We start from the raw sequence: 22,950 nt of genomic DNA, 5'->3' as shown, positions 1-22,950 counted from the left end.
GAATAGTAATAAATCTAGAAATTAAAATAAAGGCAAGCAGGTAGACTTATGACAAATATTCAGAAAGTGGCAGAGTTGGCCAATGTATCGGTAGCAACAGTCTCAAGAGTGATAAATAACTCTGGAAAAGTAACGGAAAAGACCCGCAAACGGGTAGAGGAAGCAATTGCTGAATTGAATTATGTGCCCAATATGCTGGCGCGGAACTTTAGAACGTCAAAGAGTAAGACGATATTGGTCATTCTCACCAACATATCTAATTTATTTTATATGGAAATCGTACATGGAATCAGCGAGTACGCCAATGGGAAGGGATATGATATCCTGCTCAGCGAGACTAACGGGGAGCTGGAAAAGCAGATCGACTGTCTGCAGAAGGTAAAGAACCGGCTTGCGGACGGGGCGGTATTTCTGGAGTCAACGATTAAGGATGAAGTTTTGTTCGCGTTGGAAAGAGAATATCCGGTCATCCAGTGCTGCACTTATAATGATGCGATTTCTCTGCCTTATGTTATCGCGGATAACAGGAGAGGCGGATATATTGCGGGGACTGAACTGGTGAGGGCAGGAAGGAAAAAGCTTGCTTTTATCGGGACGAATGACAAATCCAGATATAATAAAGAGCGGCGTACGGGCTTTCTTGAGGCCGCGGAAAAAGCCGGCATCATGCCGGAGGATATTTATGTGACTAATGCTGAACTCAGCTTTGCGGGAGGGAGCAGCATGGCGGAAAGCCTTATTGAGAGACAGATCGACGGATGCTTTTTTGTGTCGGATATGCAGGCCATAGGGGCGATCAACCGTCTGAATGAGCTGGGCGCTTCGCTGCCCGGAGACATCTCGGTCATAGGATATGACAATCTGGAAATTTGTGATTTTACAGTACCTTCTCTTACGTCCATTGGACAGCCGGCGAGACGGATGGGACATGAGACAGCCAGCATGCTGATTAAGAAAATTGAAGGGGAAGATACATCCGATATGAGAAATATTGTTTTTGAGCCGGAACTTGTACGAAGAGATTCGGTGTAGATAATGGAAGCCATGGATGTAGGAGGACTGCATCCACGGCTTTTTTATCATATAGGAAAGTTCTTTGAACTTTCCTATATGATAAAAACCCTCCGGGGGGATGCACACAATGTGCAGAGGAAAGCTGCTTCGCAGCCGCACATTGGCGCGCAAAGCGTATAAGTCCCTCATGAGTGAGGGATATAGGGAGTTGAAATGGACTTGTCCACTTTGTTCTAAACATAGGAGACTTCAGTCCCTTTGTTAAATGGAGGAATCGATATGTATAATATAGGAATCATAGGCTGTGGGAAAATTGCCCAGCTGCGTCATTTGCCGGAGTATGCCGCACGTGGCGATGTTAGGATTGCAGGAGTATATGATAGGAATCAAGAGCGTGGAGAGGCAGTCGCTAAAAATTATGGGGCTAAGAGTTACCACACATATGAAGAGCTGCTGGCAAATCCAGAAATCGTGGCAGTCAGTGTCTGTACAGCCAACAATTCGCATGCTGAAATATCCATGAAAGCCTTACAGGCAGGGAAGCATGTGCTCTGTGAAAAGCCCATGGCCCTTACGCGGGAGGAATGCCGGGAGATGGTTCGTGCCGCAGAGCGTAACGGCAGACATTTACTGGTGGGACACAATCAGCGTTTTTTAAAGACCCACCAAGAGGCCCGCAGGCTTTTACAGGAGGGGGCAGTCGGGAAGCTGATTTCGTTTGAGACACATTTCACCCATGCGGGCCCGGAGACTTGGAGCATTGACGCCGGAAAAAATGTCTGGTTTTTTGACAAAGACAAGGCGGTATTCGGCGCCATGGCCGATCTGGGCGTTCATAAAACAGACTTGATAAGGTATTTGACAGGACAAGAGATTGTTTTATCCCATGCCTTTTTAGAGACTTTAGATAAAAAGGGCGGCGACGGCACTCCCATTGCAGTGGATGATTATGCGGTCTGCTATTACCGGCTGGAGCAAGGAGCGGCGGGAACTATGACTGTAGGGTGGAGCAACTACGGAAGGGAGGACAATTCTACCATATTGTATGGGCAGGAGGGTGTGATGAAGCTGTACTGCGACGAGAAGTACTCTTTGATTATTGAGAAGAAAGACGGTACACGCGTAAGCCACGAAATTGACCGGATTCAGACGAACGCAGGACAGTCAAAATCCGGTGTGATAGATGAGTTTATTGAATGCATCAGTGAAGACAGGGAGTCGATCATCAGTGGGAGGGAAGCACTGGCGTCAATGGAAGCCGTGTTCTCTGCGATAGAAAATGCAGATACTATGGGGCTGGCAGGCAAGAGGAGGGAATTGAGATGAAAATAGGTTTGGTAAGCGCCATTTTGGCAGAGCAATCTTTTGAAGAAATGATTTCTACCGTCTCTCGTATGGGCTATAGTTGCGTGGAGGCGGCGTGCTGGCCGTCGGGCAAGGCAGAGCGCAGATACGCGGGAGTCTGCCATATCAATGTTGATGAGCTGGACGAGGCAAAGAAAGCACATATTCTTCAATATTGCAGAGAAAAAAATGTGGAGATTTCCGCTCTTGCATATTACCCTAATGTGATGGATTCTGCAATGGAGAAGAGGAAGGCTAACATAGAGCATTTGAAAAAAGTCATATGGGCGGCCCGGTTTCTTGATATTGGCATGGTAACCACCTTTATCGGGCGGGACAAGACGAAAACGGTGGAAGAAAATCTGGAGCTGTTCGAGGAAATCTGGGCTGGAATTCTTCAATTCGCCGAGGAGAACAAGGTGAAAATTGCGATTGAAAACTGCCCCATGCTGTTTGGAAAAGAGCAGTGGCCGGGAGGGGAAAATCTGGCAGTGTCACCTAAAATATGGAGAAGGCTGTTTGAAATCTTTCCTACAGAGTACTTCGGGCTGAACTATGACCCCAGCCATTTTGTGTGGCAGATGATGGATTATATTAAGCCCGTCTATGAGTTTAAAGATAGAATATTCCATGTGCACTTCAAAGATATCAAGCTGTATCAGGAACGGATGGATGATGTGGGAATCACGGCGTATCCACTGGAGTATATGGCGCCCAAGCTTCCGGGGCTGGGTGATGTAGACTGGGGGCGTTTTGTGAGCGCGCTTACGGATATCGGGTATGAGGGATATGCGTGTGTCGAGGTGGAGGACAGAAGCTTCGAGAAGAATGAGGAGGATATTAAGAGGAGCCTCAAATTGTGCAGGAGATATATGGGGCAGTTTGCCATAGAATAAAAATAAAGTTTTCATTGCGGAAAGGCTCAAGTGAAGAAAATATGGTATAATGATTACATTGTCTTTATGCCGTCTGAGCGGCATATTATACCGGCGAGCCACCACTTGAAAAGGAAATGTCGCAGTGCGCCGCTTCCTTTTCTGCGTTTGTGGTATAATAAAAAGTCAGAGGAGCGGGTGTTTATGTATATCAGCGGCTTACGGATTCGGAACTTTAAATCAATCAAAGATATGTGGATCGACCATATTGAGAATGCGTTGATTCTGGTAGGAAAGAACAGTACGGGGAAAACGGCTGTCCTTGACGCAGTGCGGGCTGTTTTTGGAAGTTATGAGATTCGCGGGGAGGATTTTCAGGAGGACGGCTCCAATATTGAAATTCTTGTATTTCTTACGGTGACTTTGGAAGACCTGAAATCGATGCAAAGGCAGGGGATGGTCAGCCGTTATAGGAGGTATGAGCTTTGGGAGAAAGATTTTATGAAAAAGTTCCCCTCCTTTAAGAACGGAGTCCTAAGCTTCGAGTTCGTGGCAAACCGGGACGGGAGAATTCGTTACGGGGATGGGGTGAAAAAGCAGAACCCATATATCGTTGAGATTCTCCCGCAGATGTATTATCTGGATATTGGGCGGCAGATGGGGCAGCTTCAGGAAGATATCCTGATGCTTCAGGAGGATGAGCTCCTCAAACAGATGCGTTCGGGCTGCTGCATGTTCGATCAGGGAAAGCAGTGTACCCATTGCTTTTCCTGTATCGGGTTGATAGATAAGAAGACACCGCAGGAGCTGAATGCGTTTGAGGCGGCAAAGCTTTTGGATTATAAGCTCTATCAGCTGAATCTGGACGAATTTTCAAGAAGGGTCAATGAGAACTTCCGGCGAAACGGAGGCAACGAGGAGATATTTTATTCCATGAACCGGGACGTGGAGAGGATGCTCTCCGTCACGGCCGAGATATACAATCCGAGGCAGGGCACCGTGCACCCGATCGTCCATATGGGCAAGGGGATGCGGAGCATCTATATGCTCTCGCTCTTAGAGACTTACGCTGAGAGCGAGGGGCAGAACCCGGGCATTATCATGGTGGAGGAGCCGGAAATCTTCCTCCACCCCAAACTGCAGAAGGTGTCGGGGGAGATTCTCTACCGGCTTTCTAAGAAGAATCAGATTATATTTTCTACCCACTCGCCGAACCTGCTTCCGAATTTCAGCAGCAGGCAGATCCGTCAGGTCTTGACGGACGACAATGGATTCTCTGTGGTCAGGGAGAAGACGGATATCAGCGCGATTCTGGATGACCTCGGGTATACGGCCAATGATTTGATGAATGTGAACTTTGTTTTTATCGTGGAGGGAAAACAGGATAAAAACCGTCTGCCGCTTCTTCTGGAAAAGTATTACGAGGAGCTTTATGATGAGGAGGGAAGACTGTCAAGAGTCTCGATTATTACCACGAACAGCTGTACCAATATCAAGACTTACGCCAACCTCAAATATATGAACCAGATATATCTAAAAGATCAGTTCCTGATGATACGTGACGGGGACGGAGAAAATCATGAGACATTGAAGCGTACACTTTGCAAGTACTACGAAGAGCGGAATCTGGAGGATGTGGATAAGCTGCCGAGAGTGGCGGAGAAGAATGTCCTTGTACTAAAGTACTATTCTTTTGAAAATTATTTCTTGAATCCGGCGGTCATGGCAAGGCTTGGAGTCGTGGAATCCGAAGAGGAATTTTACAGGATTCTTCTGGAAAAATGGAAGGAGTATCTTCACAGGCTCAGGAGCGGAGTCCACCTGCGTGAGGTGGTGGGAAGAGATTTTGAAACCGTTCAAGATATAGAAAACCATATGGAAGAAATAAAAATATATCTTAGAGGTCATAACTTATATGATATATTTTATGGCAAATTCAAGGAGCAGGAATCAGCGCTTCTGAAACGATATATAGAAATAGCGCCAAGAGAGGATTTTTGTGATATACTGGATGCAATCGACAGATTTATCTATTTTGAAAGCAAGAAAAAGAAAGGGTAGAGACGGAGGATAAAGCGAGAGTGGATCGTATAAATTTTGCGCATTTACATGTCCATACAGAGTACAGTCTGTTGGACGGTTCTAATAAAATCAAAGAATATGTAGCCCGTGTAAAAGAGCTTGGCATGACGGCGGCGGCTATCACGGACCATGGAGTGATGTTCGGCGTGATTGATTTCTACCGGGCGGCCAAGGCGACAGGCATCAACCCGGTGCTGGGCTGTGAGGTCTATGTGGCGCCGGGGTCACGGTTTGATAAAGAGGCTTACGGCAAGGACGAGGACCGGTACTATCATCTGGTCCTCCTGGCAGAGAATAATACAGGTTATGCGAACCTGATGAAAATTGTATCCCGTGGGTTTACGGAGGGATATTATTATAAACCGAGGGTGGATTATGAGCTTTTGGAGGAGTACCATGAGGGACTGATCGCCCTGAGCGCCTGTCTGGCCGGAGAGGTACAGCGCAATCTGGCGCGGAACATGTATGAGGAAGGCAAAAAGGCGGCGCTCCATTATGAGAATATTTTCGGTAAGGGGAACTTCTTTTTAGAGCTGCAGGACCATGGAATTCCGGAACAGACCACGGTGAACCAACAGCTGCTCAGACTCTCACAGGAGACGGGGCTCGAGCTGGTGGCCACCAACGATGTACATTACACCTATGCGGAGGATGAGAAGCCTCACGATATTCTACTCTGCCTTCAGACTGGAAAAAAGCTGGCCGATGAGGAGCGTATGCGCTATGAGGGTGGACAGTACTATGTGAAATCACAGGAGGAGATGGCCGCTTTATTTCCCTATGCGCTGGAGGCGCTTGAGAATACACAGAAAATCGCTGACCGCTGTCATGTGGAGATAGAGTTCGGCGTGACAAAGCTGCCAAAGTTTGACGTGCCGGAGGGTTACACCTCATGGGAATATCTCAACAAGCTGTGTTTTGACGGTCTGGAGAGGCGATACCCCAATCCGGGCGAAGAGCTGAAGGAACGGCTCAACTATGAGTTGAACGTCATCAAAAATATGGGGTATGTGGACTACTTCCTGATTGTATGGGACTTTATCGATTTCGCCAGAAAGAATGGGATTATGGTAGGGCCTGGACGAGGGTCCGCGGCGGGAAGCATCGTTGCCTACACGCTCGGCATTACCAATATTGACCCCATCCGGTATCAGCTGCTGTTCGAGCGTTTCCTCAATCCGGAGCGTGTATCCATGCCCGATATCGATATCGACTTTTGTTATGAGCGGCGGCAGGAGGTCATAGACTATGTAGTGCAAAAGTACGGCAAGGACCGGGTCGTGCAGATTGTGACGTTCGGTACGCTGGCGGCCCGCGGTGTGCTTCGGGATGTTGGCAGGGTCATGGATCTGCCATACAATTTTGTGGATTCTATCGCCAAGATGGTGCCGCAGGAATTAAATATTACGCTGGAGCGGGCGCTGCAAGTGAATCAGGAGCTTAAGAACCTCTATCAGGAAGACCCACAGGTGAAGGAATTGATTGACATGTCCAGACGCTTGGAAGGGCTTCCACGGCATACTTCCATGCACGCGGCGGGAGTCGTGATCAGCCAGAAGGAAGTGGACGAATATGTTCCGCTGGCGCTTGGAGCCGACAATACGGTAGTCACGCAGTTCACGATGACCACACTGGAAGAGCTGGGACTATTAAAGATGGATTTTCTTGGGCTGCGTACTCTGACGGTGATTCAGGACGCCTGCCGGCTGATTGAGGAAAAGACAGGGGAAGCGCTTGTACCTGAGGAAATAGATTACGATGACAAGCAGGTGCTGGACTATATCGGAACCGGAAAGACGGACGGTATATTTCAGGTGGAAAGTGCGGGGATGAAGAGCTTTATGAAGGAGCTGAAACCGCAGAGTCTGGAGGATATCATCGCGGGAATCTCCCTGTACCGGCCGGGACCCATGGATTTCATCCCCCAGTATATCAAGGGGAAGAACAGTCAGGGAGTCATCACCTACGACTGCCCCCAGCTGGAACCTATCTTGGAGCCTACTTACGGCTGCATTGTCTATCAGGAACAGGTTATGCAGATCGTGCGTGATTTGGCGGGATATACGCTGGGGCGGAGCGATTTGCTGCGCCGCGCCATGAGTAAGAAAAAAGCGGACGTGATGGAGAAGGAGCGGGAGTACTTTATCCACGGAAATCCGGAGGAAGGGGTACCCGGCTGTGTGGCCAACGGAATTCCTGAAAATATAGCGAACAAAATATATAATGAGATGACGGATTTTGCAAAATACGCCTTCAATAAATCTCATGCGGCGGCCTACGCGGTGGTCGCTTACCAGACGGCATACTTAAAGTATTATTATCCGGTGGAATTTATGGCGGCGCTTATGACTTCCGTGATTGAAAATCCGGGGAAGGTGGCAGAATATATTTATACCTGCCGGCAGATGGGGATTGATATTCTGCCGCCGGATATCAACAAGGGGGTGGCAAGCTTCTCCGTGGACGGAGGGAATATCCGTTATGGGCTTGCGGCTATAAAGAGTATTGGGAAGAATGTAATCGAAACAATCATAGAGGAGCGCAAAGAGCGTGGCGAATTCAAGAATCTGAAGGACTTTATGGAGCGCTTGAGCGGGAAGGAAGTCAATAAAAGGACGGTGGAGAACTTTATCAAATCCGGGGCCTTCGACAGTCTGAAGGGGACACGGAAACAGCATATGATGATTTACGTGCAGATTATGGATCAAGTCAATCAAGAGCGTAAATATGCCATGACGGGACAGATGTCGCTTTTTGATATTGTGGATGACGAGCAGAAGAAGGAGTTTGAGATTACTCTGCCTAATGTAGGGGAGTATCAGAAGGAGACGCTCCTTGCGTTTGAAAAAGAGGTGCTGGGTATCTATATCAGTGGGCATCCGCTGCAGGAGTACGAGGAAAAATGGAGGAAGAGTATCTCCGCCACCACCCGGGATTTCCAGATTGAGGAAGAGACCGGACGCACAAAGGTACGGGACGGCAGCAAAGAAATTGTGGGCGGCATGATTACCTCCAAGACCATTAAGTATACGAAAAATAATAAGACGATGGCGTTTATTACTTTGGAGGACTTGATGGGCACGGTAGAGGTTGTGATTTTCCCACGCGACTATGAGAAAAACCAGCAGTATCTGCAGGAAGACAATAAAGTCTTTGTGAGAGGACGTGTATCGGAGGAGGACGAAAGCCCCAGCAAGCTTATCTGTGAGGAAGTCATACCTTTTGAGAAAACGAAGCGTGAGCTGTGGATACAGTATGAGGATAAGGCGGCCTTTCTCCGGGATGAGTCCACTCTGTACCAGATGCTGGAGGACAGTGAGGGAGACGACGCGGTGGTAGTATTCTGCAAGGCGGAGCGGGCAATGAAGCGTCTGCCCAGAAACCGTAACATTAAAATCGAGCCGGGCTTATTGAGCAGGTTGACGAATTATCTCGGAGAAGATTGTGCAAAAGTTGTTGAAAAACCCATTGAAAAGCACTAGCAAATAGTATAAAATGTAGCTGAATATGTGAAAAATTAGGCAAACTAGAGATTCGACAAAAATGAGCAGACGGAGGAATCAATCATGGCAGAAAAAATTATCAGAACTATCGGGGTACTAACCAGTGGTGGAGATGCACCTGGGATGAATGCCGCAATCCGTGCAGTTGTGAGGACAGCTTTGGGCAAGGGACTGAAAGTACGGGGAATCCGCAGAGGATATTCTGGTCTTCTCAATGAAGAAATTATAGACTTAAGTGCGAGGGATGTATCTGATACTATCCAGCGGGGCGGAACAATCCTGCAGACAGCTCGCTGTGATGAGATGCGTACAGAGGAAGGACAGCAGATGGCGGCGGCGATCTGTAAAAAATATGGCATTGACGGTCTGGTAGTTATCGGCGGTGACGGTTCTTTTAAAGGGGCACAGAAGTTATCCGATTTAGGGGTCAATACAATCGGGCTTCCGGGCACAATTGATTTGGATATCGCGTGCACAGAGTACACTATCGGCTTTGACACAGCGGTCAATACCGCTATGGAAGCCATCGATAAGGTGAGGGATACCTCGACTTCCCACGAGCGCTGCAGTATTATAGAAGTTATGGGACGTGACGCGGGATATCTGGCGCTCTGGTGCGGGATCGCGAACGGTGCGGAGAGAATTCTCCTTCCTGAAGAGCATGATTACGATGAGACTAAGATTGTAGAAGATATTAAAGCGAACAGACTGCGCGGCAAGAAGCATTATATTATTATCAACGCAGAAGGAATCGGAGATTCTATCAATATGGCAAAAAGAATCGAGGAAGAGACCGGTATGGAGACAAGAGCGACTATTCTGGGACACATGCAGCGTGGCGGAAGTCCTACATGCAAGGACAGAGTATATGCTTCCATAATGGGCGCGAAGGCAGTGGAACTGTTGTTAGAAGGAAAGACGAACCGTGTAGTCGGATACAAACACGGGGAATATATCGACTTCGATATCAACGAGGCTTTGGCAATGCAGAAAGGTATCCCGCAGTATCAGTATGATATTGCAAAAGAGCTTGCCTTATAAAAAATGATTGGAAAACGAGTATGACACAGGACGTATTATTGACCATCTCGGGACTTCACAGTATTGATGAGCTGGAGAGCACAGACGAAAATGAGCCGATTGAAGTCATCACACCTGCCAGCTACTATTGGAAGAATGGGAAGCACTACATTCTCTTTGATGAACTGGTAGAGGGGATTCCGGGGGTGACGAAGAATAAGATTAAGATTATCGGCGATGAGTCCATGGAGATTATGAAGAGCGGAGTCACCAATGCCCATATGGTATTTGAAAAGAATAAGATGAATATCACCTATTATGATACGCCGTACGGTCAGATACACGTTGGGATTCATACGCGGGATATTGAGGTGGATGTGGCGGAGGACGCCATCAATGTAGAGGTTGAGTATGGGCTGGATATCAACCATGAGGCGATGGCCGACTGCCGGATATCTATGAATATACGGCCGAAGCAGGCGGCGGAGAGCGTGCTGTCAGGGATGCCGTAGATGATTGTAATTATAAATTTTTAACAATATAAAAGGTTCTGTACTGTGGCAAATGTTATGGTATGGAGCCTTTATTTTATTTGAAAAGTGTGTCAAGCTGGAAAATTTCTAGCATATTCGACACGATTAGACATAATGCACAAAAAAACGAGAATGGAATTATAAGAATAGCACATTGTTTTAAAAATAGAATTATGGTATTCTGTAATAAATAATAGAGTTCTCTATTGGAGAATGACGGAGAGTGACTATATGGCTGAAGCAAAAGTGAAAAGCCTGCAGAAGGCTTTGGAGATTTTAAATTGCTTTATAGAGGAGCCAATGCTGGGCGTGACAGAAATCAGCGATAAATTTGGACTATATAAAAGCAACGTACACAATATCTTGTCAACATTTAAGGCGATGGGATATCTGGAGCAAGACGAAGCATCCGGAAAATATAAGCTTGGAGTACAGGCTTTTAATCTCGGATATGCGCTGAAAGATACCTTTTCGATTATAAAAATCTGCCTTCCGTTCATGCAGGATATGGCGAACCGCTCTAAGCAGCGGGTGTATCTAGCCATACCTTACGAGCGGGAGATATATTATTTGGAGGCGACCTATCCCATAGAGACGGTGACATTGATGCGGTCCGTGTTCGGGATGAAGGCAGATTATCATTGTACGGGTCTTGGGAAAGCGATGCTGGCATATATGCCTCCGGACTTTATCTCTGGCATACTGAGTGGGAGGCTGCACAAATATACGGACAATACGATAACGAGTACAGAGGAGCTAAAAAAAGAGCTGGACATTACAAGGCAGAGGGGCTATGCCGTAGATAACATGGAGCATGAGTTCGGCATCAAATGCGTATCCCTGCCAATCAGAGGGACAGACGGCAAGGTGTCGGCGGCCTTGAGTATCAGTGGTTCCTCAAGATATTTTACAGAAGAGAAGATAGAAGAATATGCTTTGATTTTAAAAGAGGATATTCTTGAAATTGAGAAGAGATTATAGATATTACTTATATACGCTGTGTGGCCCGTGGAGCTGAAGATAGAAGGTATCCACTCCACGGGCACGGTGACATATAAGAATGGAATAAATCTTCATTTTTTTTACCTACAGTATTAGAACAATGTTCTTTATTATAGAACGAAGGACGCAAACATGTCGGGAAAGGGTTGAATGGCGCGCAAAGGCCTGTATTCTGATGTGTTATGTATATACATTTCAAAGGAGGAAAAGAGAATATGTTTAAAAGGTATTTAAAAAGAGTTACAGCAATTGTTTTAGCCGGGATATTGGCATTTTCACTGGCTGCCTGTGGCAGCTCTAACGATGGGGAAGGGAAATCTGAGAAAAAAGAGAGTTCCGAAAAATTTAAGATTGGATTGAGCAACGCTTATATGGGGAACGACTGGCGGCAGATTATGTGCTCTGTGGCAGAGTGGACGGCCAAGCAGGAGCCTTATGCATCTAAAATTGATTTTGACATCGTACAGTCTGACAACAGTCCGGAGGCACAGCTTGCGTCTATACAGACGATGATTGACGGTGGATATGACGCGATTCTTATTGATCCATCATCTACAACAGCGCTGGACTCTGTGATTGAAGAGGCCATCGACGCAGGAATCGTCGTAGTCGTGTTCGACCAGAGCGTGGAGACCGACGCGCCTTATAAAATTCAGACAGACTGTGTAAAACGTGCACAGATTGGCGCGGGATATATCGTGGAGATGCTTGGCGGAAAAGGTAAGGCCAGCGGGAATGTCATCATGGATTTAGGACTGTCCGGCGCATCTATGGCGGAGCAGGAATATAACGCGGCGAAGGAGGTTCTGGAAGCTGAGGCAGGAATCAAGATTGTAGGGACGTATGAGAGCAGTTATGAGCAAGGCTCCACATATACGGGTGTTTCCTCGGCGCTCACCGCTGCGGACACTATTCATGCAGTGTGGACGCAGGGCCCTATGACCGGTGTTGTCCAAGCTTTTCAGGATGCGGGCAAGGAGCCTCCGGTAATTGTAGGCGGCGGATATGGTGTGTACAATGGCGATGCGCTGACCATGCTGGACGGCGGATATGACGGGCTTGTATGGCTTTCAGGAATGCCGGGAATGTCCGCTCTTGCTATTGAGACAGCATACAAGGTACTCTCGGGAGAGGAAGATGTGGTAAAAGATAATACCATCAACGACCTCTATCTGGCAAGCAACAATGCAGATACCATCCATGAGCTTGAGGGGGTTACGGTCAATAAGCTTCAGGAGGGGGAAAACTGCTGGAAGAATCAGGATGCGTCGTTTGGATGGCCGGTAGTTCCCACAGATTTCGCGCTGCAGCCTGAGATTTCGGATATTTTCAAATAGGAGACAGAATAACAGACCCCTGCCGGGTTGGCAGGGGCATAGACCGAAACACAGGAAAGGAAAAAGAGCGATGGCGGATTTGGAAATCAAAGGATTGTCAAAAGCGTTCGGAGGCGTTCAGGCATTAAAGGGAGTAGACTTTCAGGCCGCGAAGGGAGAAGTCCATGCACTTCTGGGAGAAAACGGGGCCGGAAAAAGTACATTGATTAAATGTCTTGGCGCTTGTCAGAGCTATGACAGCGGAGCGATATATCTGGAGAAGAAGAAAATGACTGCGGTGCATCCCAAACAGGCAATCGAAGCTGGAATCGGCATTGTTTTTCAAGAGCTGAGCCTGATTCCCAATCTAAGTGTGGCAGATAACTTGTTTTTGGGCATGAATCTGGGCAACAAATTATCGGTGACAAGAAGGAAAACAGCCTGCAGCAAAGCGCGGCAGATATTTAAGGAATTTGAGGTAGAGGGGATTGAGCCTGAGACAAAAGTAGAGGCGTTGTCCCTGTCGGAAAAACAGACACTCGAAATCGTCAAGGTACTCAGCCGGGACACACAGGTGGTTGTTTTTGATGAGGCAACATCAGCGCTTTCGTCGGACCGGGTAGAGTGGCTGTATCATCTGGTGAAACGTTTGCAGGAGAAGAAAAAAATTATTATTTTTATCTCCCACAGAATGGGGGAAATCCGTAGATTCTGTAATATAGTTACTGTATTCCGCAATGGAGAAAATGTAGGGACTCACAGGCTTGATGAGGTAGACAATGATCGGTTAGTCCATATGATGCTGGGCAGGAAGATGAGCGGATATTATCCGGAAAAAATCAGTACCGTCAGGGATGTGGTGGTGCTGGAGACAAAGGGACTGCATTTTGAGCATTATCTGGAGCATGTGGATCTTACACTGCGGATGGGAGAAGTGGTAGGAATCGGAGGGCTGGCAGGGCAAGGACAAAACGCGCTTTTACTGGCGCTTTCAGGGGCCGTGCAGGCCCAGAAGGGAAAGATTGTCCTGGGAGGCAAGGAAACTCGGCTGAAGACTCCGGGAAAGGCGATGGCAGAAGGGATTTCCCTTGTGCCGGAGGAGCGGGCGACAGAAGGACTTATTCTGGATTTGTCCATTGCGGACAATCTGCTCTTGCCTGTCGTCTCTAAGATTACCAGACTCGGACTTATCAGCAGGAAGAAAGAAAAGCAGCTTCTCACACAGGCGGTCGAGAGCCTTGCCATAAAAGCCGGTGATATAGAGAATCCGGTCAACAGCCTGAGCGGTGGCAATCAGCAGAAGGTAGTTCTGGCTAAACTCATGATGACTCATCCAAAGGTACTGCTTCTCTATGATTTTACCCGGGGAGTAGATGTGGGGACAAAAAATACAATGTTTGCTTTACTGAGAAAGCTTGCTGCGGAAGGAAACTGTATTTTATTCTACTCTACAGATATGGAGGAGCTGGTAAATGTCTGTGACCGCGTACTTGTAATGGATCACGGGGCAGTGAAGGCGGACCTATCGGGGGAAAAGCTGACGGAGGAGAACATTCTGCGGGCGTCTATAGGAGACGGAGTTGCTTAGAAGGAGAGGAAAATGGAGATTCAAAAAAAGCTAAATGTGTTTATTCCATACATTATTCTAGCCGTGATTCTAGTCATTATGGGAATCTACCAGCCGGGGGTCATCAATTTTAACTGGCTCAACCGTCAGGCTGACGCGTGGGTGACACTGGCGCTGGTTGGAATCGGGCAGACACTGGTGTTTATGATTGGCGGTACAGATTTATCTGTGGGCGGCCTGATATCTTTTACAAATTGCCTTGCGGCCGCGTATATGCCGGACTCTGTGGGCGGAATCGTATTGTTTTCCTTTGGGATTCTGCTGGCGGGGGCGGCGGCAGGCATGTTCAACGGGTTTATCATTGTGAAGTTCCGCCTTCAGCCGTTTATTGCCACCCTGACGACATGGGCTATATGGAGCGGCGCCGCGCTCTGCATTCTGTCGGTAGACGGAGGGAAGGTGCCAAGGGCATTTACAAAAGCGCTTCTGTACAAATTTGGAAGTGTAAAAGTGTCCCTTCTTATTTTAGCCGCATTGATTATCATTGGCGTCTTTTTTAAAGTGTCCAGACTGGGGATTGCGGTGCTGGCAGTTGGAAGCAACGAAAAGGGGGCTTATTTCGGCGGGATAAATGTGACGAGAACGAAAATTTTGGTATATACCATATCCGGTTTTTTGGCGGCGTGTTCCGGGCTTTTTAGAACAGCACAGGTATCTTCCGGGTCGCCTACCGCGGGGGACAGCTTTATTTTGCTATCCTGTGCCGCTGCAGTCATCGGGGGCTGCAGTATCGTGACCGGATATTATAGTTTTGCCGGGGCTGTTATGGGGGCGGTTATCATGCGGCTGTTGACAAGTCTTATGGTTGCGGTCGGCGTATCTTCCTACATGACATCGCTGCTTCAGGGCGTGATTCTTATCGTCTCTGTCTGCATCAGTTCCTTTACGGCAATCTTCCATAACCGTAAAAAGATGGAGGTGGATATGTGATGGAGAAAATAAAAGGTGCAGTGAGGAACAATACGGAAATTCTAGGAAATTATCTAATTGCTGTGGCTTTGGTCGTTGTAATCAGCTTATTCTACAGCGGATTCGGGAGCCTGAGCCATATCAGTGTGCTGCTTTCCGATTTGGCGATACTTGGTTTTTTAGTACTGGGGCAGACATTCCCCGTACTGACAGGCGGTATTGATATGTCTGTTCCTTATATGATGAATTCGGCGGCAGTCATTTTGAATTATGGCATTAATACAAAAGGCTGGGGGTCAGGTACGGCATTTGTGGCGGTTCTTGCGGGGGCGCTGCTGGCTGGGGCCGTCAGTGGATTTGGAATTGCCTATCTAAAGGTGCATCCGATGATAATGACCTATGGCATGAATTCTATTTTGATGGGAGCGCTGCTCTTCTGGACAAAGGGGACTGCAGGAGGTTTTACACCGCAGGGACTTGTGGGATTTGCCAAAGCAAAGATAGGGTTTATCCCGGTGGTCACCATTTTCTTTGGTGCCATTATGGTGGTGCTGATGCTGGTACTGAAGAGAAGTGCGTACGGTAAACGTCTCTACGCGGTAGGGAACTGCAGAAGAGCTGCGTACTTTTCGGGGGTAAATGTGAGACAGACGGTGATGATTACTTACATGATAAGTGCGCTGTGCGCCGCGGTGGGAGGCCTGATCATGAGCGGCAGAGTGGGACAATCTTATCTGGGCATGGGGGATTCTTATATGTTCATCACACTGGCGGCGGTTGCCATCGGGGGGATTTCCATGAACGGAGGAAAGGGACACACAGTAGGCAGTACAAGCGGGGCTTTGATTATTACGATCGTGTTGAGTGTTCTGACGGTGCTCAAGGCATCGCCCGGAGTTCAGCAGCTTCTGTATGGAGTGGTACTACTTTTGGCGCTTGTATTGGAGGCAAATAAACTTCAGTTAGGCAGAAAGAAAGGCGGGAAATTATGATTATCGATGCACATTGCCACATAGGGACGGATGTCACGTTCGACCAGCAGACTACAGAGGAAGAGCTTCTTGACAACTTCCGCAGTTACGGTGTGGACGGGGGGATTGTCCAGCCATATATACCGCGTCCATATATTGAAGAGTTTCAAAATATACATGATAGAATCTATAGAATGACCAAGAAAAGTCCGGGGAGGATTTTTGGAATGGCATCTGTGAACCCACATTTTAGAGCCGAGGATTATGAGCGGGAGACAAAGCGCTGTGTGCAGGAGCTTGGATTTGTGGGAATTAAGATAACACCGGCCGGACATGCAATATCTCCCTGTTCCAAGGATGGGATGCATGTCTTTCAGGTAGCCCGGGAGCTCAAGGTACCGGTCATGATACATACGGGAATGGGAATTCCGTTTGCCGATCCGATTAAGATACAGCCCTGTGCGGAGGCATTTCCGGATGTTCCGATTGTCATGGCTCATGCGGGGGCAAATTTCTATACACAACAGGCAATCTATGTGGCAAAGACTTATGAGAATGTATTTATTGAGCCAAGCGGTGCGGGGATTGAGGCTACCTGTGAGATTATTGAGAGCCTCGGGCCAGCACGGGTGATGTTTTCTTCCGATGTGACTCTGCAGATGCAGACAGAGCTTTCAAAATACCGGGACTTACACCGCAGGGGGATATTGGATGAGGAAGGAATGGAGCAGATTATGTATAAGACGGCTGAGACTGTTTTCAAGCTGAAGCTGTCCAACGAAGAAAGGACTAAAATATGAAAATATTAGCGGCATTGCCAAATTATTCGCTGTATTGTGCCGAGGCGAAACGCTATCTGCAGGAGCAGGGGTGTGAGGTAATAGAAAATGAAACAAAAGGGCCGCTCACATTCGGGCAGTTAAGTGGGCTCGTGGGAGATGTGGACGGTGTGATAGCCGGAGTGGATGTGTGGGATGAGCGGTTGATGGAATTAGCGCCGAAGCTCAAAGGGATTGCCAGATTCGGGGTAGGGGTGGACAATATTGACCTTGAGGCGGCAAAAAAAAGGGGAATTCAGGTGTGCAACTGCCCGGGAATCAATACAGAATCGGTGGCGGAGCACGCACTGATGCTGATACTTAGCATTATGAGGTACTTCCCGGTGCTTAATCAAGCGGCAAGAGAAGGACGGTGGCCCCGGGTGATGGTGAGAGAACTAAGAGGAAAGATAGTGGGGCTTATCGGGTTCGGCGCAGTGGCCCGGAATCTGGCGGAGAAGCTGCAGCCATTTGGGTGCAGGATTACTGCCTATGATAAATACCCCGATGAGATGGCGGCAAAACGTCTTGGAGTAGAGATGTGTGGACTAGATAAGGTCTTGGAGGAGAGCGATGTGCTGTCGCTTCATGTTCCTGCGCTGCCGGATACTTATCACCTGCTGGATGAGAAGGCTCTGGAGCACTGCAGGGACGGTGTCTATATCGTTAACACATCCAGAGGCACTATTGTGGACGAGAGGGTTGTGTATGAAGGGATGCGTGCCGGAAAAATTGCGGGTTATGGCTCGGATGTTTTTGAGACAGAGCCTGTGACGGCAAAGTATCCGCTGTTTGAGTTTGACAATTATGTGTGTACGCCTCATACGGCGGCAGAATCTTATGAGAACTATGCCCAAACAGGTATGGCGACCGCTCAGGCATTGCTGGATGTGTTTGCGGGAAAAGAGCCGAAGAATAAATTAGTATGAGGAGGGATTCGCCATGAGGAAATTATATGGGGTGACGGTGCCGATGGTGACACCATTTGATGAAGAGGGCAGAGTTGATGTTAAGAGTCTGGAAAAACTGACGGAATATTTGATCGATAAGGGGATTCAATGTCTCTATCCGGCGGGAACGACGGGGGAAATGATGTATTTAAGCGTGGAGGAAAGGAAGGTGGTGGCGGAGACTGTTATCCAGCAGGCCGCTGGGAGAGCGGTTGTCTATGTACAGGCGGGGGCATGGAATCTTGAAGATACCAAAGAACTGGCCCGGCATGCAGAGCGGACGGGGGCCGACGGAATCGGAGTTGTGACACCGGCGTTTTTTAAACTCACCGACGAAGAACTCACAGGATTTTATGAGTCGGTATCCAAAAGCGTGGGGGTGGATTTCCCGATATACTTGTACGGAATACCGCAGTGTGCAGTCAACGATATCACACCCGAGTTAGCGGGGAAGCTGGCCGACAGATGTCCTAATGTGGTGGGAATTAAGTATAGTGTAAATAATATGTCCAGAATCCAAGAATTCATGACCTTAAAAAATGGAGAGTTTTCCGTATTATGCGGGCCAGATGAGTTATTTGCCGTTACGTGTTTTGCGGGCGGGGACGGGACGGTATCGGGAAACGCCAATGTAATTCCTGAGCATTATGAGGCGGTATGGGCCGCTGTTCAGGCAGGAGATACGGAGCAGGCAATGAGGCTGCAGAAAAAAACAAATATTTTAAATAATATCTTAAGTGAAAAACAGAATATTGCCTGTTATAAGACTGCGCTGAAACACAGGGGAATTATAGCGGGCAGCGGGATGCGGGCGCCGCTTATACCGCTGGATGAGAAGCGAGAGGCGGCCTTGATTAAGAAGCTTGATGAACGGCACTTCACAGAAGTATAGGATTGTGGATGGATAGCAGTAAAGCTGCGGTAAGGAGGAAGAAAAATGGCAGAGAAGAGAGTGATAGGAAGGCATCCCGTAATTGGAATCCGCCCGGTCATTGACGCCAGACAGGGACTGCTGGACGTGCGGGGCGGACTGGAAGAACAGACCATGTCCATGGCAAAGGCGGCGAAGAGGCTCTTTGAGGAGCATATCCGCTATACAGACGGAGAAACGGTGGAAGTCGTCGTGGCGGACACCACCATCGGCCGTGTGGCGGAGGCCGCCGCCTGTGCCCAGAAGTTCAGGACCGCGGGCGTAGACATTACCCTCTCCGTGACGCCCTGCTGGTGCTACGGCTCGGAGACCATGGACATGGACCCCATGACCATCAAGGGGGTCTGGGGGCTCAACGCTACGGAACGCCCCGGCGCGGTCTATCTGGCCTCAGTGCTGGCCGCCCACGCAAGGAAGGGGCTCCCCGCCTTCGGCATCTATGGAAGGCATGTGCAGGAGGCGGATGATGAAGAGATCCCCGCGGATGTGCAGGAAAAGCTGCTCCGGTTCGCGAGGGCCGCGGTGGCCGCAGCCTCCATGCGCGGGAAGTCCTATCTGCAGATAGGCGCTGCCTGCATGGGCATCTCCGGCTCCGGCATCGATCCGGATTTCTTCGAGGAATATCTGGGCATGCGGGTGGAGTCCGTGGACGAGGTGGAAGTGCTGCGGAGGATAGAGCGGGGCATCTACGACGAGAAGGAATATGAGAAGGCGCGGGCGTGGGTGAAGGAGCGCTGCCCGGAGGGATGGGACAAGAATCCTCTGGAAGTACAGCACGACCGAGAAGCCAAGGACTACAACTGGGAATTCACCATCAAATGTGCCCTCATCATCAAGGACCTGATGAACGGGAACCCGAGGCTCCCGGAAGAATGGGGGGAGGAGAAGCTGGGGCATAACGCCATAGCGGCGGGCTTCCAAGGCCAGCGGCAGTGGACGGACCACCTGCCCAACACGGATTTCCCGGAGGCCATCCTGAACAGCTCCTTCGACTGGAACGGGGCGAGGGAGCCCTACATCCTTGCCACGGAGAACGACACCCTGAACGGGGTGGGCATGCTGCTCTTGAAGCTGTTGACGAACCGGGCCCAGATGTTCGCGGATGTGCGCACCTGCTGGTCCGGGGAGGCGGTGAAGAGAGTGACTGGGTATGAACTGGAAGGGGAGGCGAAAGAAGCGGGCGGTTTCCTGCATCTGATCAACTCCGGGGCCTGCTGCCTGGATGCCAGCGGTGCGGCCAGGGACGCCGGGGGCAGGGGGAGCATGAAGCCCTTCTGGGAGATGACGGAAACGGACATCGACGCCTGCCTGAAGGCCACCACATGGTGCGAGGCGGATCTGGGCTACTTCCGGGGAGGCGGGTATTCCTCCCGGTTCGAGACGCGGGCCAGAATGCCCATGACCATGGTGCGCGTGAATCTGGTGAAGGGAGTGGGCCCTGTGGTGCAGCTGGCGGAAGGTTGGAGCGTGGAGCTTCCGGAGGAGGTGTCGGACAGCCTGTGGAAGCGTACGGATTATACATGGCCGTGCACGTGGTTCGCGCCAAGAGTCACGGGCGAGGGGGCGTTCAAGAGCGCCTACGATGTGATGAACAACTGGGGGGCGAACCATGGGGCCATCAGCTACGGTCATGTGGGCGCGGATATGATCACGCTGTGCTCGATGCTGCGGATACCGGTGTGCATGCACAATGTACCGGAGGAGTCCATCTTCCGTCCGGCCAGTTGGAATGCCTTCGGGATGGACAAGGAGGCGCAGGACTACCGGGCGTGTGCGGCTTATGGGCCGATGTATAAATAGACAAAAAAACGATGCTGTTATCAGCATCGTTTTTCTATAATTGCATGGAATAAAATTCTTTATGCTTCACCGCGAAGCTTCGCCATAAGACCTTTTTTCTTCTTCTTCGGCGCTTCCAGCGGTCCTCTGAGTCCTTTGACATTGGTGATGTAGATACCGCTTATAGTAGCCTTTACTTCCTTCTTGATAGGAATCAGCGGAAATACTTTCGCGTCACACATCAGAGTCATAATCTTCGGCCCGACCTTGGCTTTTACCACAGGTACTTTAGAGCGGCGCAGATACTTTGGCGTGCTTTCCATTACGATGGCCGGAAAGCCGGCGTCTTTCAAACGCATCTTTCCTTTGTCGATAATCAGCATCGTTACCTGCTGGGCTGCGGACTCCAGCATCTTTTCTTGTTCAGCCTGTTTCTTTTCTGCTTTTTTCCCGAGGAAATATAAAACAATCAGTGCAATGACCAGAACAGCTAATATAACCAGTAAAACAATTGTTACTGTACTCACGGGTATTCCTCCTCATACGTTTCGTATATTCACATTTGACATTGTAACATTGTTTGCAGGCAAGTGCAAGAGATTCTGGCGTATTCTGTCCGTTTTTCTCAGTGGTTTTACATGGTTTGGGGTTACTTTTCCAGAAGGAAACGGGTATAATATCAGCAAAGGGTAATACTCTTTGTATGGGAGGACGGGTGAGAGAATGGGTGATACTATCTGGAGCGTTGCCGGGAATGCATTTTGGTGGTGCATGGACAATCTCGTGTTTATTAATATTTTGTTATCTATCGTGATTATATTTTTTCAGCGCAGGAGTCCGCAGACGGTCTGGACCTGGCTGCTGGTCTTGTATTTTGTGCCGATAGCCGGCTTTTTTCTTTATCTTCTTCTGGGGCAGGACTATAGAAAGAGTAAAATGTTCCGGGTGAAGGAGATAGAGGGAGAGGTAAAATATGCGATCAGAAGGCAGGAGGAATCCATTTACCGGAAAAAGCTAAGGCTCAGAAACCCGGAAATGGAGCGGTTCCAGAGCCTGATATTGTATAATCTCAACAGTGCGGAGGCGGTACTTACCGACAACAATGATGTGAGAGTCTATACAGACGGGAAGGAAAAATTCGAGGCGCTGCTTGCGGAGATGGAGCAGGCCCAGCGTTATATACATTTGCAGTATTACATTATCCGTGATGATGAACTCTGGCAGGAATTGGAGGACGTTCTGGTGCGTAAGGCCCGTCAGGGCGTGGAGATACGTGTGCTTTTCGATGCCATGGGATGCCGGAGCACCCGCAATAAGACTTGGGTCAGGCTGGAGAATGCCGGGATTCAGGTGGCAGAATTTTTCCCCGCATTATTCGGGAATCTACAGCTTCGCCTGAATTACCGCAACCACAGGAAGATTGCCGTGATTGACGGAAGAATCGGTTTTGTGGGAGGATTCAATATCGGCAGAGAATATATCGGTCTCTCGAAAAAGTTCGGGTACTGGAGAGATACGCACATATGTATAGAAGGTTCGGCGGTGACATCGCTTGCTGTCCGCTTCGTGCTGGACTGGAACTATGCGGCAAAGGAAAATCTGTTTCTGGAGGACCATTTGTTTGAGATACCGGTCTATGTAAGGAACGGCAGAGATCCTGTACAGATTATTTCAAGCGGCCCGGACTCTCAGAATCCTGCGATTCGGGACAACTATCTTAAACTTATCCACAAGGCAAGGCATCACATTTATCTGCAGACACCGTACTTCATACCGGATGACCCGATTCTTGCGGCTCTCAAGGTGGCGGCCCGTTCGGGGATTGATGTGCGGATCATGGTACCCTGTAAGCCGGATCATCCCCTTGTCTATTGGGCCACTTACTCCCATATCGGGGAGATGATCGCGGAGGGGGCCAGATGTTACACTTATGATAATGGATTCCTCCATGCCAAAACATTGACGGTGGACGGACAGGTTACCTGCATGGGGACAGCCAACATGGATATCCGGAGCTTCCAGCTCAATTTTGAAGTAAACGCCACTATTTACAGCGAACGGACTACCAGAATCATGGAAGAGGCATTTTTGAACGATATCAGAAAAAGTACGCTGGTCACAAGGAAAATGTATGAGGAAAGAACACTGTGGATTCGCATAAAGGAGCAGTTCTCAAGATTGTTCTCCCCGCTTTTGTAATTCTGAAATAACTGTGAACTCAAGAAAATCCCTTTTCATTTTGCCTTGAATGTGTTATAAACGTAATAGCGTTAAAT

The 22,950-nt window shown here is 48.8% G+C and carries 18 protein-coding genes; 17 read left to right on the top strand and 1 reads right to left on the bottom strand.

Features of this window, described 5'->3' with window-relative positions; genetic code table 11:
• The first annotated feature begins 48 nt into the window (after nucleotides 1–48).
• The 16 genes from BN6465_RS19010 to BN6465_RS18935 all read left to right on the top strand — a co-directional run bounded on the left by BN6465_RS19010 (nucleotide 49) and on the right by BN6465_RS18935 (nucleotide 20,695).
• Nucleotides 49–1,032 (top strand): LacI family DNA-binding transcriptional regulator, encoded by a 984-nt coding sequence (locus tag BN6465_RS19010; protein ID WP_066738156.1) that lies wholly within the window; start codon nucleotides 49–51, stop codon nucleotides 1,030–1,032.
• A 261-nt stretch (nucleotides 1,033–1,293) separates the two neighbouring features.
• Nucleotides 1,294–2,340 (top strand): Gfo/Idh/MocA family protein, encoded by a 1,047-nt coding sequence (locus tag BN6465_RS19005; protein WP_066738155.1) that lies wholly within the window; start codon nucleotides 1,294–1,296, stop codon nucleotides 2,338–2,340.
• Complete coding sequence (locus BN6465_RS19000; protein WP_066738153.1) at nucleotides 2,337–3,254, top strand: sugar phosphate isomerase/epimerase family protein; 918 nt, start codon at nucleotides 2,337–2,339, stop codon at nucleotides 3,252–3,254. The genes BN6465_RS19005 and BN6465_RS19000 overlap by 4 nt, the downstream gene beginning before the upstream one ends.
• A gap of 183 nt (nucleotides 3,255–3,437) precedes the next feature.
• Nucleotides 3,438–5,294, top strand: coding sequence for an ATP-dependent nuclease (locus BN6465_RS18995; RefSeq protein ID WP_066738151.1), 1,857 nt, complete (start codon nucleotides 3,438–3,440; stop codon nucleotides 5,292–5,294).
• Between the two features lie 29 nt (nucleotides 5,295–5,323).
• Nucleotides 5,324–8,797: a DNA polymerase III subunit alpha gene (locus BN6465_RS18990; RefSeq protein WP_066738801.1), complete on the top strand. Its 3,474-nt coding sequence runs from the start codon at nucleotides 5,324–5,326 to the stop codon at nucleotides 8,795–8,797.
• Nucleotides 8,798–8,881: 84 nt separating this feature from the next.
• Nucleotides 8,882–9,859, top strand: a complete 978-nt coding sequence (gene pfkA / locus BN6465_RS18985; protein ID WP_066738149.1) for a 6-phosphofructokinase — start codon at nucleotides 8,882–8,884, stop codon at nucleotides 9,857–9,859.
• Between the two features lie 20 nt (nucleotides 9,860–9,879).
• Nucleotides 9,880–10,350 (top strand): DUF1934 domain-containing protein, encoded by a 471-nt coding sequence (locus BN6465_RS18980; protein WP_066738147.1) that lies wholly within the window; start codon nucleotides 9,880–9,882, stop codon nucleotides 10,348–10,350.
• A 252-nt stretch (nucleotides 10,351–10,602) separates the two neighbouring features.
• Nucleotides 10,603–11,352: an IclR family transcriptional regulator gene (locus BN6465_RS18975; RefSeq protein ID WP_227183750.1), complete on the top strand. Its 750-nt coding sequence runs from the start codon at nucleotides 10,603–10,605 to the stop codon at nucleotides 11,350–11,352.
• Between the two features lie 236 nt (nucleotides 11,353–11,588).
• The gene (locus tag BN6465_RS18970) at nucleotides 11,589–12,710 is read left to right on the top strand and encodes a substrate-binding domain-containing protein (protein ID WP_066738143.1); all 1,122 of its coding nucleotides are present in this window, start codon (nucleotides 11,589–11,591) and stop codon (nucleotides 12,708–12,710) included.
• Nucleotides 12,711–12,780: 70 nt separating this feature from the next.
• Nucleotides 12,781–14,277 (top strand): sugar ABC transporter ATP-binding protein, encoded by a 1,497-nt coding sequence (locus tag BN6465_RS18965; RefSeq protein ID WP_066738141.1) that lies wholly within the window; start codon nucleotides 12,781–12,783, stop codon nucleotides 14,275–14,277.
• 12 nt (nucleotides 14,278–14,289) lie between these two features.
• Nucleotides 14,290–15,246: an ABC transporter permease gene (locus tag BN6465_RS18960; RefSeq protein WP_066738139.1), complete on the top strand. Its 957-nt coding sequence runs from the start codon at nucleotides 14,290–14,292 to the stop codon at nucleotides 15,244–15,246.
• A complete protein-coding gene (locus tag BN6465_RS18955; protein WP_066738137.1) occupies nucleotides 15,246–16,217 on the top strand; it encodes an ABC transporter permease in 972 nt (323 codons plus the stop codon). The genes BN6465_RS18960 and BN6465_RS18955 overlap by 1 nt, the downstream gene beginning before the upstream one ends.
• Nucleotides 16,214–16,996 carry an amidohydrolase family protein gene (locus BN6465_RS18950; RefSeq protein WP_066738135.1) on the top strand — a complete coding sequence of 261 codons (783 nt, stop codon included), beginning with the start codon at nucleotides 16,214–16,216 and terminating at the stop codon, nucleotides 16,994–16,996. The genes BN6465_RS18955 and BN6465_RS18950 overlap by 4 nt, the downstream gene beginning before the upstream one ends.
• Nucleotides 16,993–17,943, top strand: a complete 951-nt coding sequence (locus BN6465_RS18945; protein WP_066738133.1) for a phosphoglycerate dehydrogenase — start codon at nucleotides 16,993–16,995, stop codon at nucleotides 17,941–17,943. The genes BN6465_RS18950 and BN6465_RS18945 overlap by 4 nt, the downstream gene beginning before the upstream one ends.
• 13 nt (nucleotides 17,944–17,956) lie before the next feature.
• Nucleotides 17,957–18,856, top strand: a complete 900-nt coding sequence (locus BN6465_RS18940; RefSeq protein ID WP_066738131.1) for a dihydrodipicolinate synthase family protein — start codon at nucleotides 17,957–17,959, stop codon at nucleotides 18,854–18,856.
• Nucleotides 18,857–18,901: 45 nt separating this feature from the next.
• Complete coding sequence (locus BN6465_RS18935) at nucleotides 18,902–20,695, top strand: L-fucose isomerase (RefSeq protein WP_066738129.1); 1,794 nt, start codon at nucleotides 18,902–18,904, stop codon at nucleotides 20,693–20,695.
• 59 nt (nucleotides 20,696–20,754) lie between these two features.
• Here BN6465_RS18935 and BN6465_RS18930 read toward each other — a convergent pair whose 3' ends face one another.
• A complete protein-coding gene (locus tag BN6465_RS18930; RefSeq protein WP_066738127.1) occupies nucleotides 20,755–21,201 on the bottom strand; it encodes a hypothetical protein in 447 nt (148 codons plus the stop codon).
• 196 nt (nucleotides 21,202–21,397) lie between these two features.
• Here BN6465_RS18930 and cls point away from each other — a divergent pair, with 196 nt between their 5' ends.
• Nucleotides 21,398–22,873 carry a cardiolipin synthase gene (cls, locus tag BN6465_RS18925; protein ID WP_066738125.1) on the top strand — a complete coding sequence of 492 codons (1,476 nt, stop codon included), beginning with the start codon at nucleotides 21,398–21,400 and terminating at the stop codon, nucleotides 22,871–22,873.
• Nucleotides 22,874–22,950: the final 77 nt, after the last annotated feature.

This window comes from Bariatricus massiliensis (assembly GCF_900086725.1).
Lineage (GTDB): Bacteria > Bacillota > Clostridia > Lachnospirales > Lachnospiraceae > Allocoprococcus > Allocoprococcus massiliensis.
This window is presented reverse-complemented; position numbering and strand designations above follow the sequence as displayed.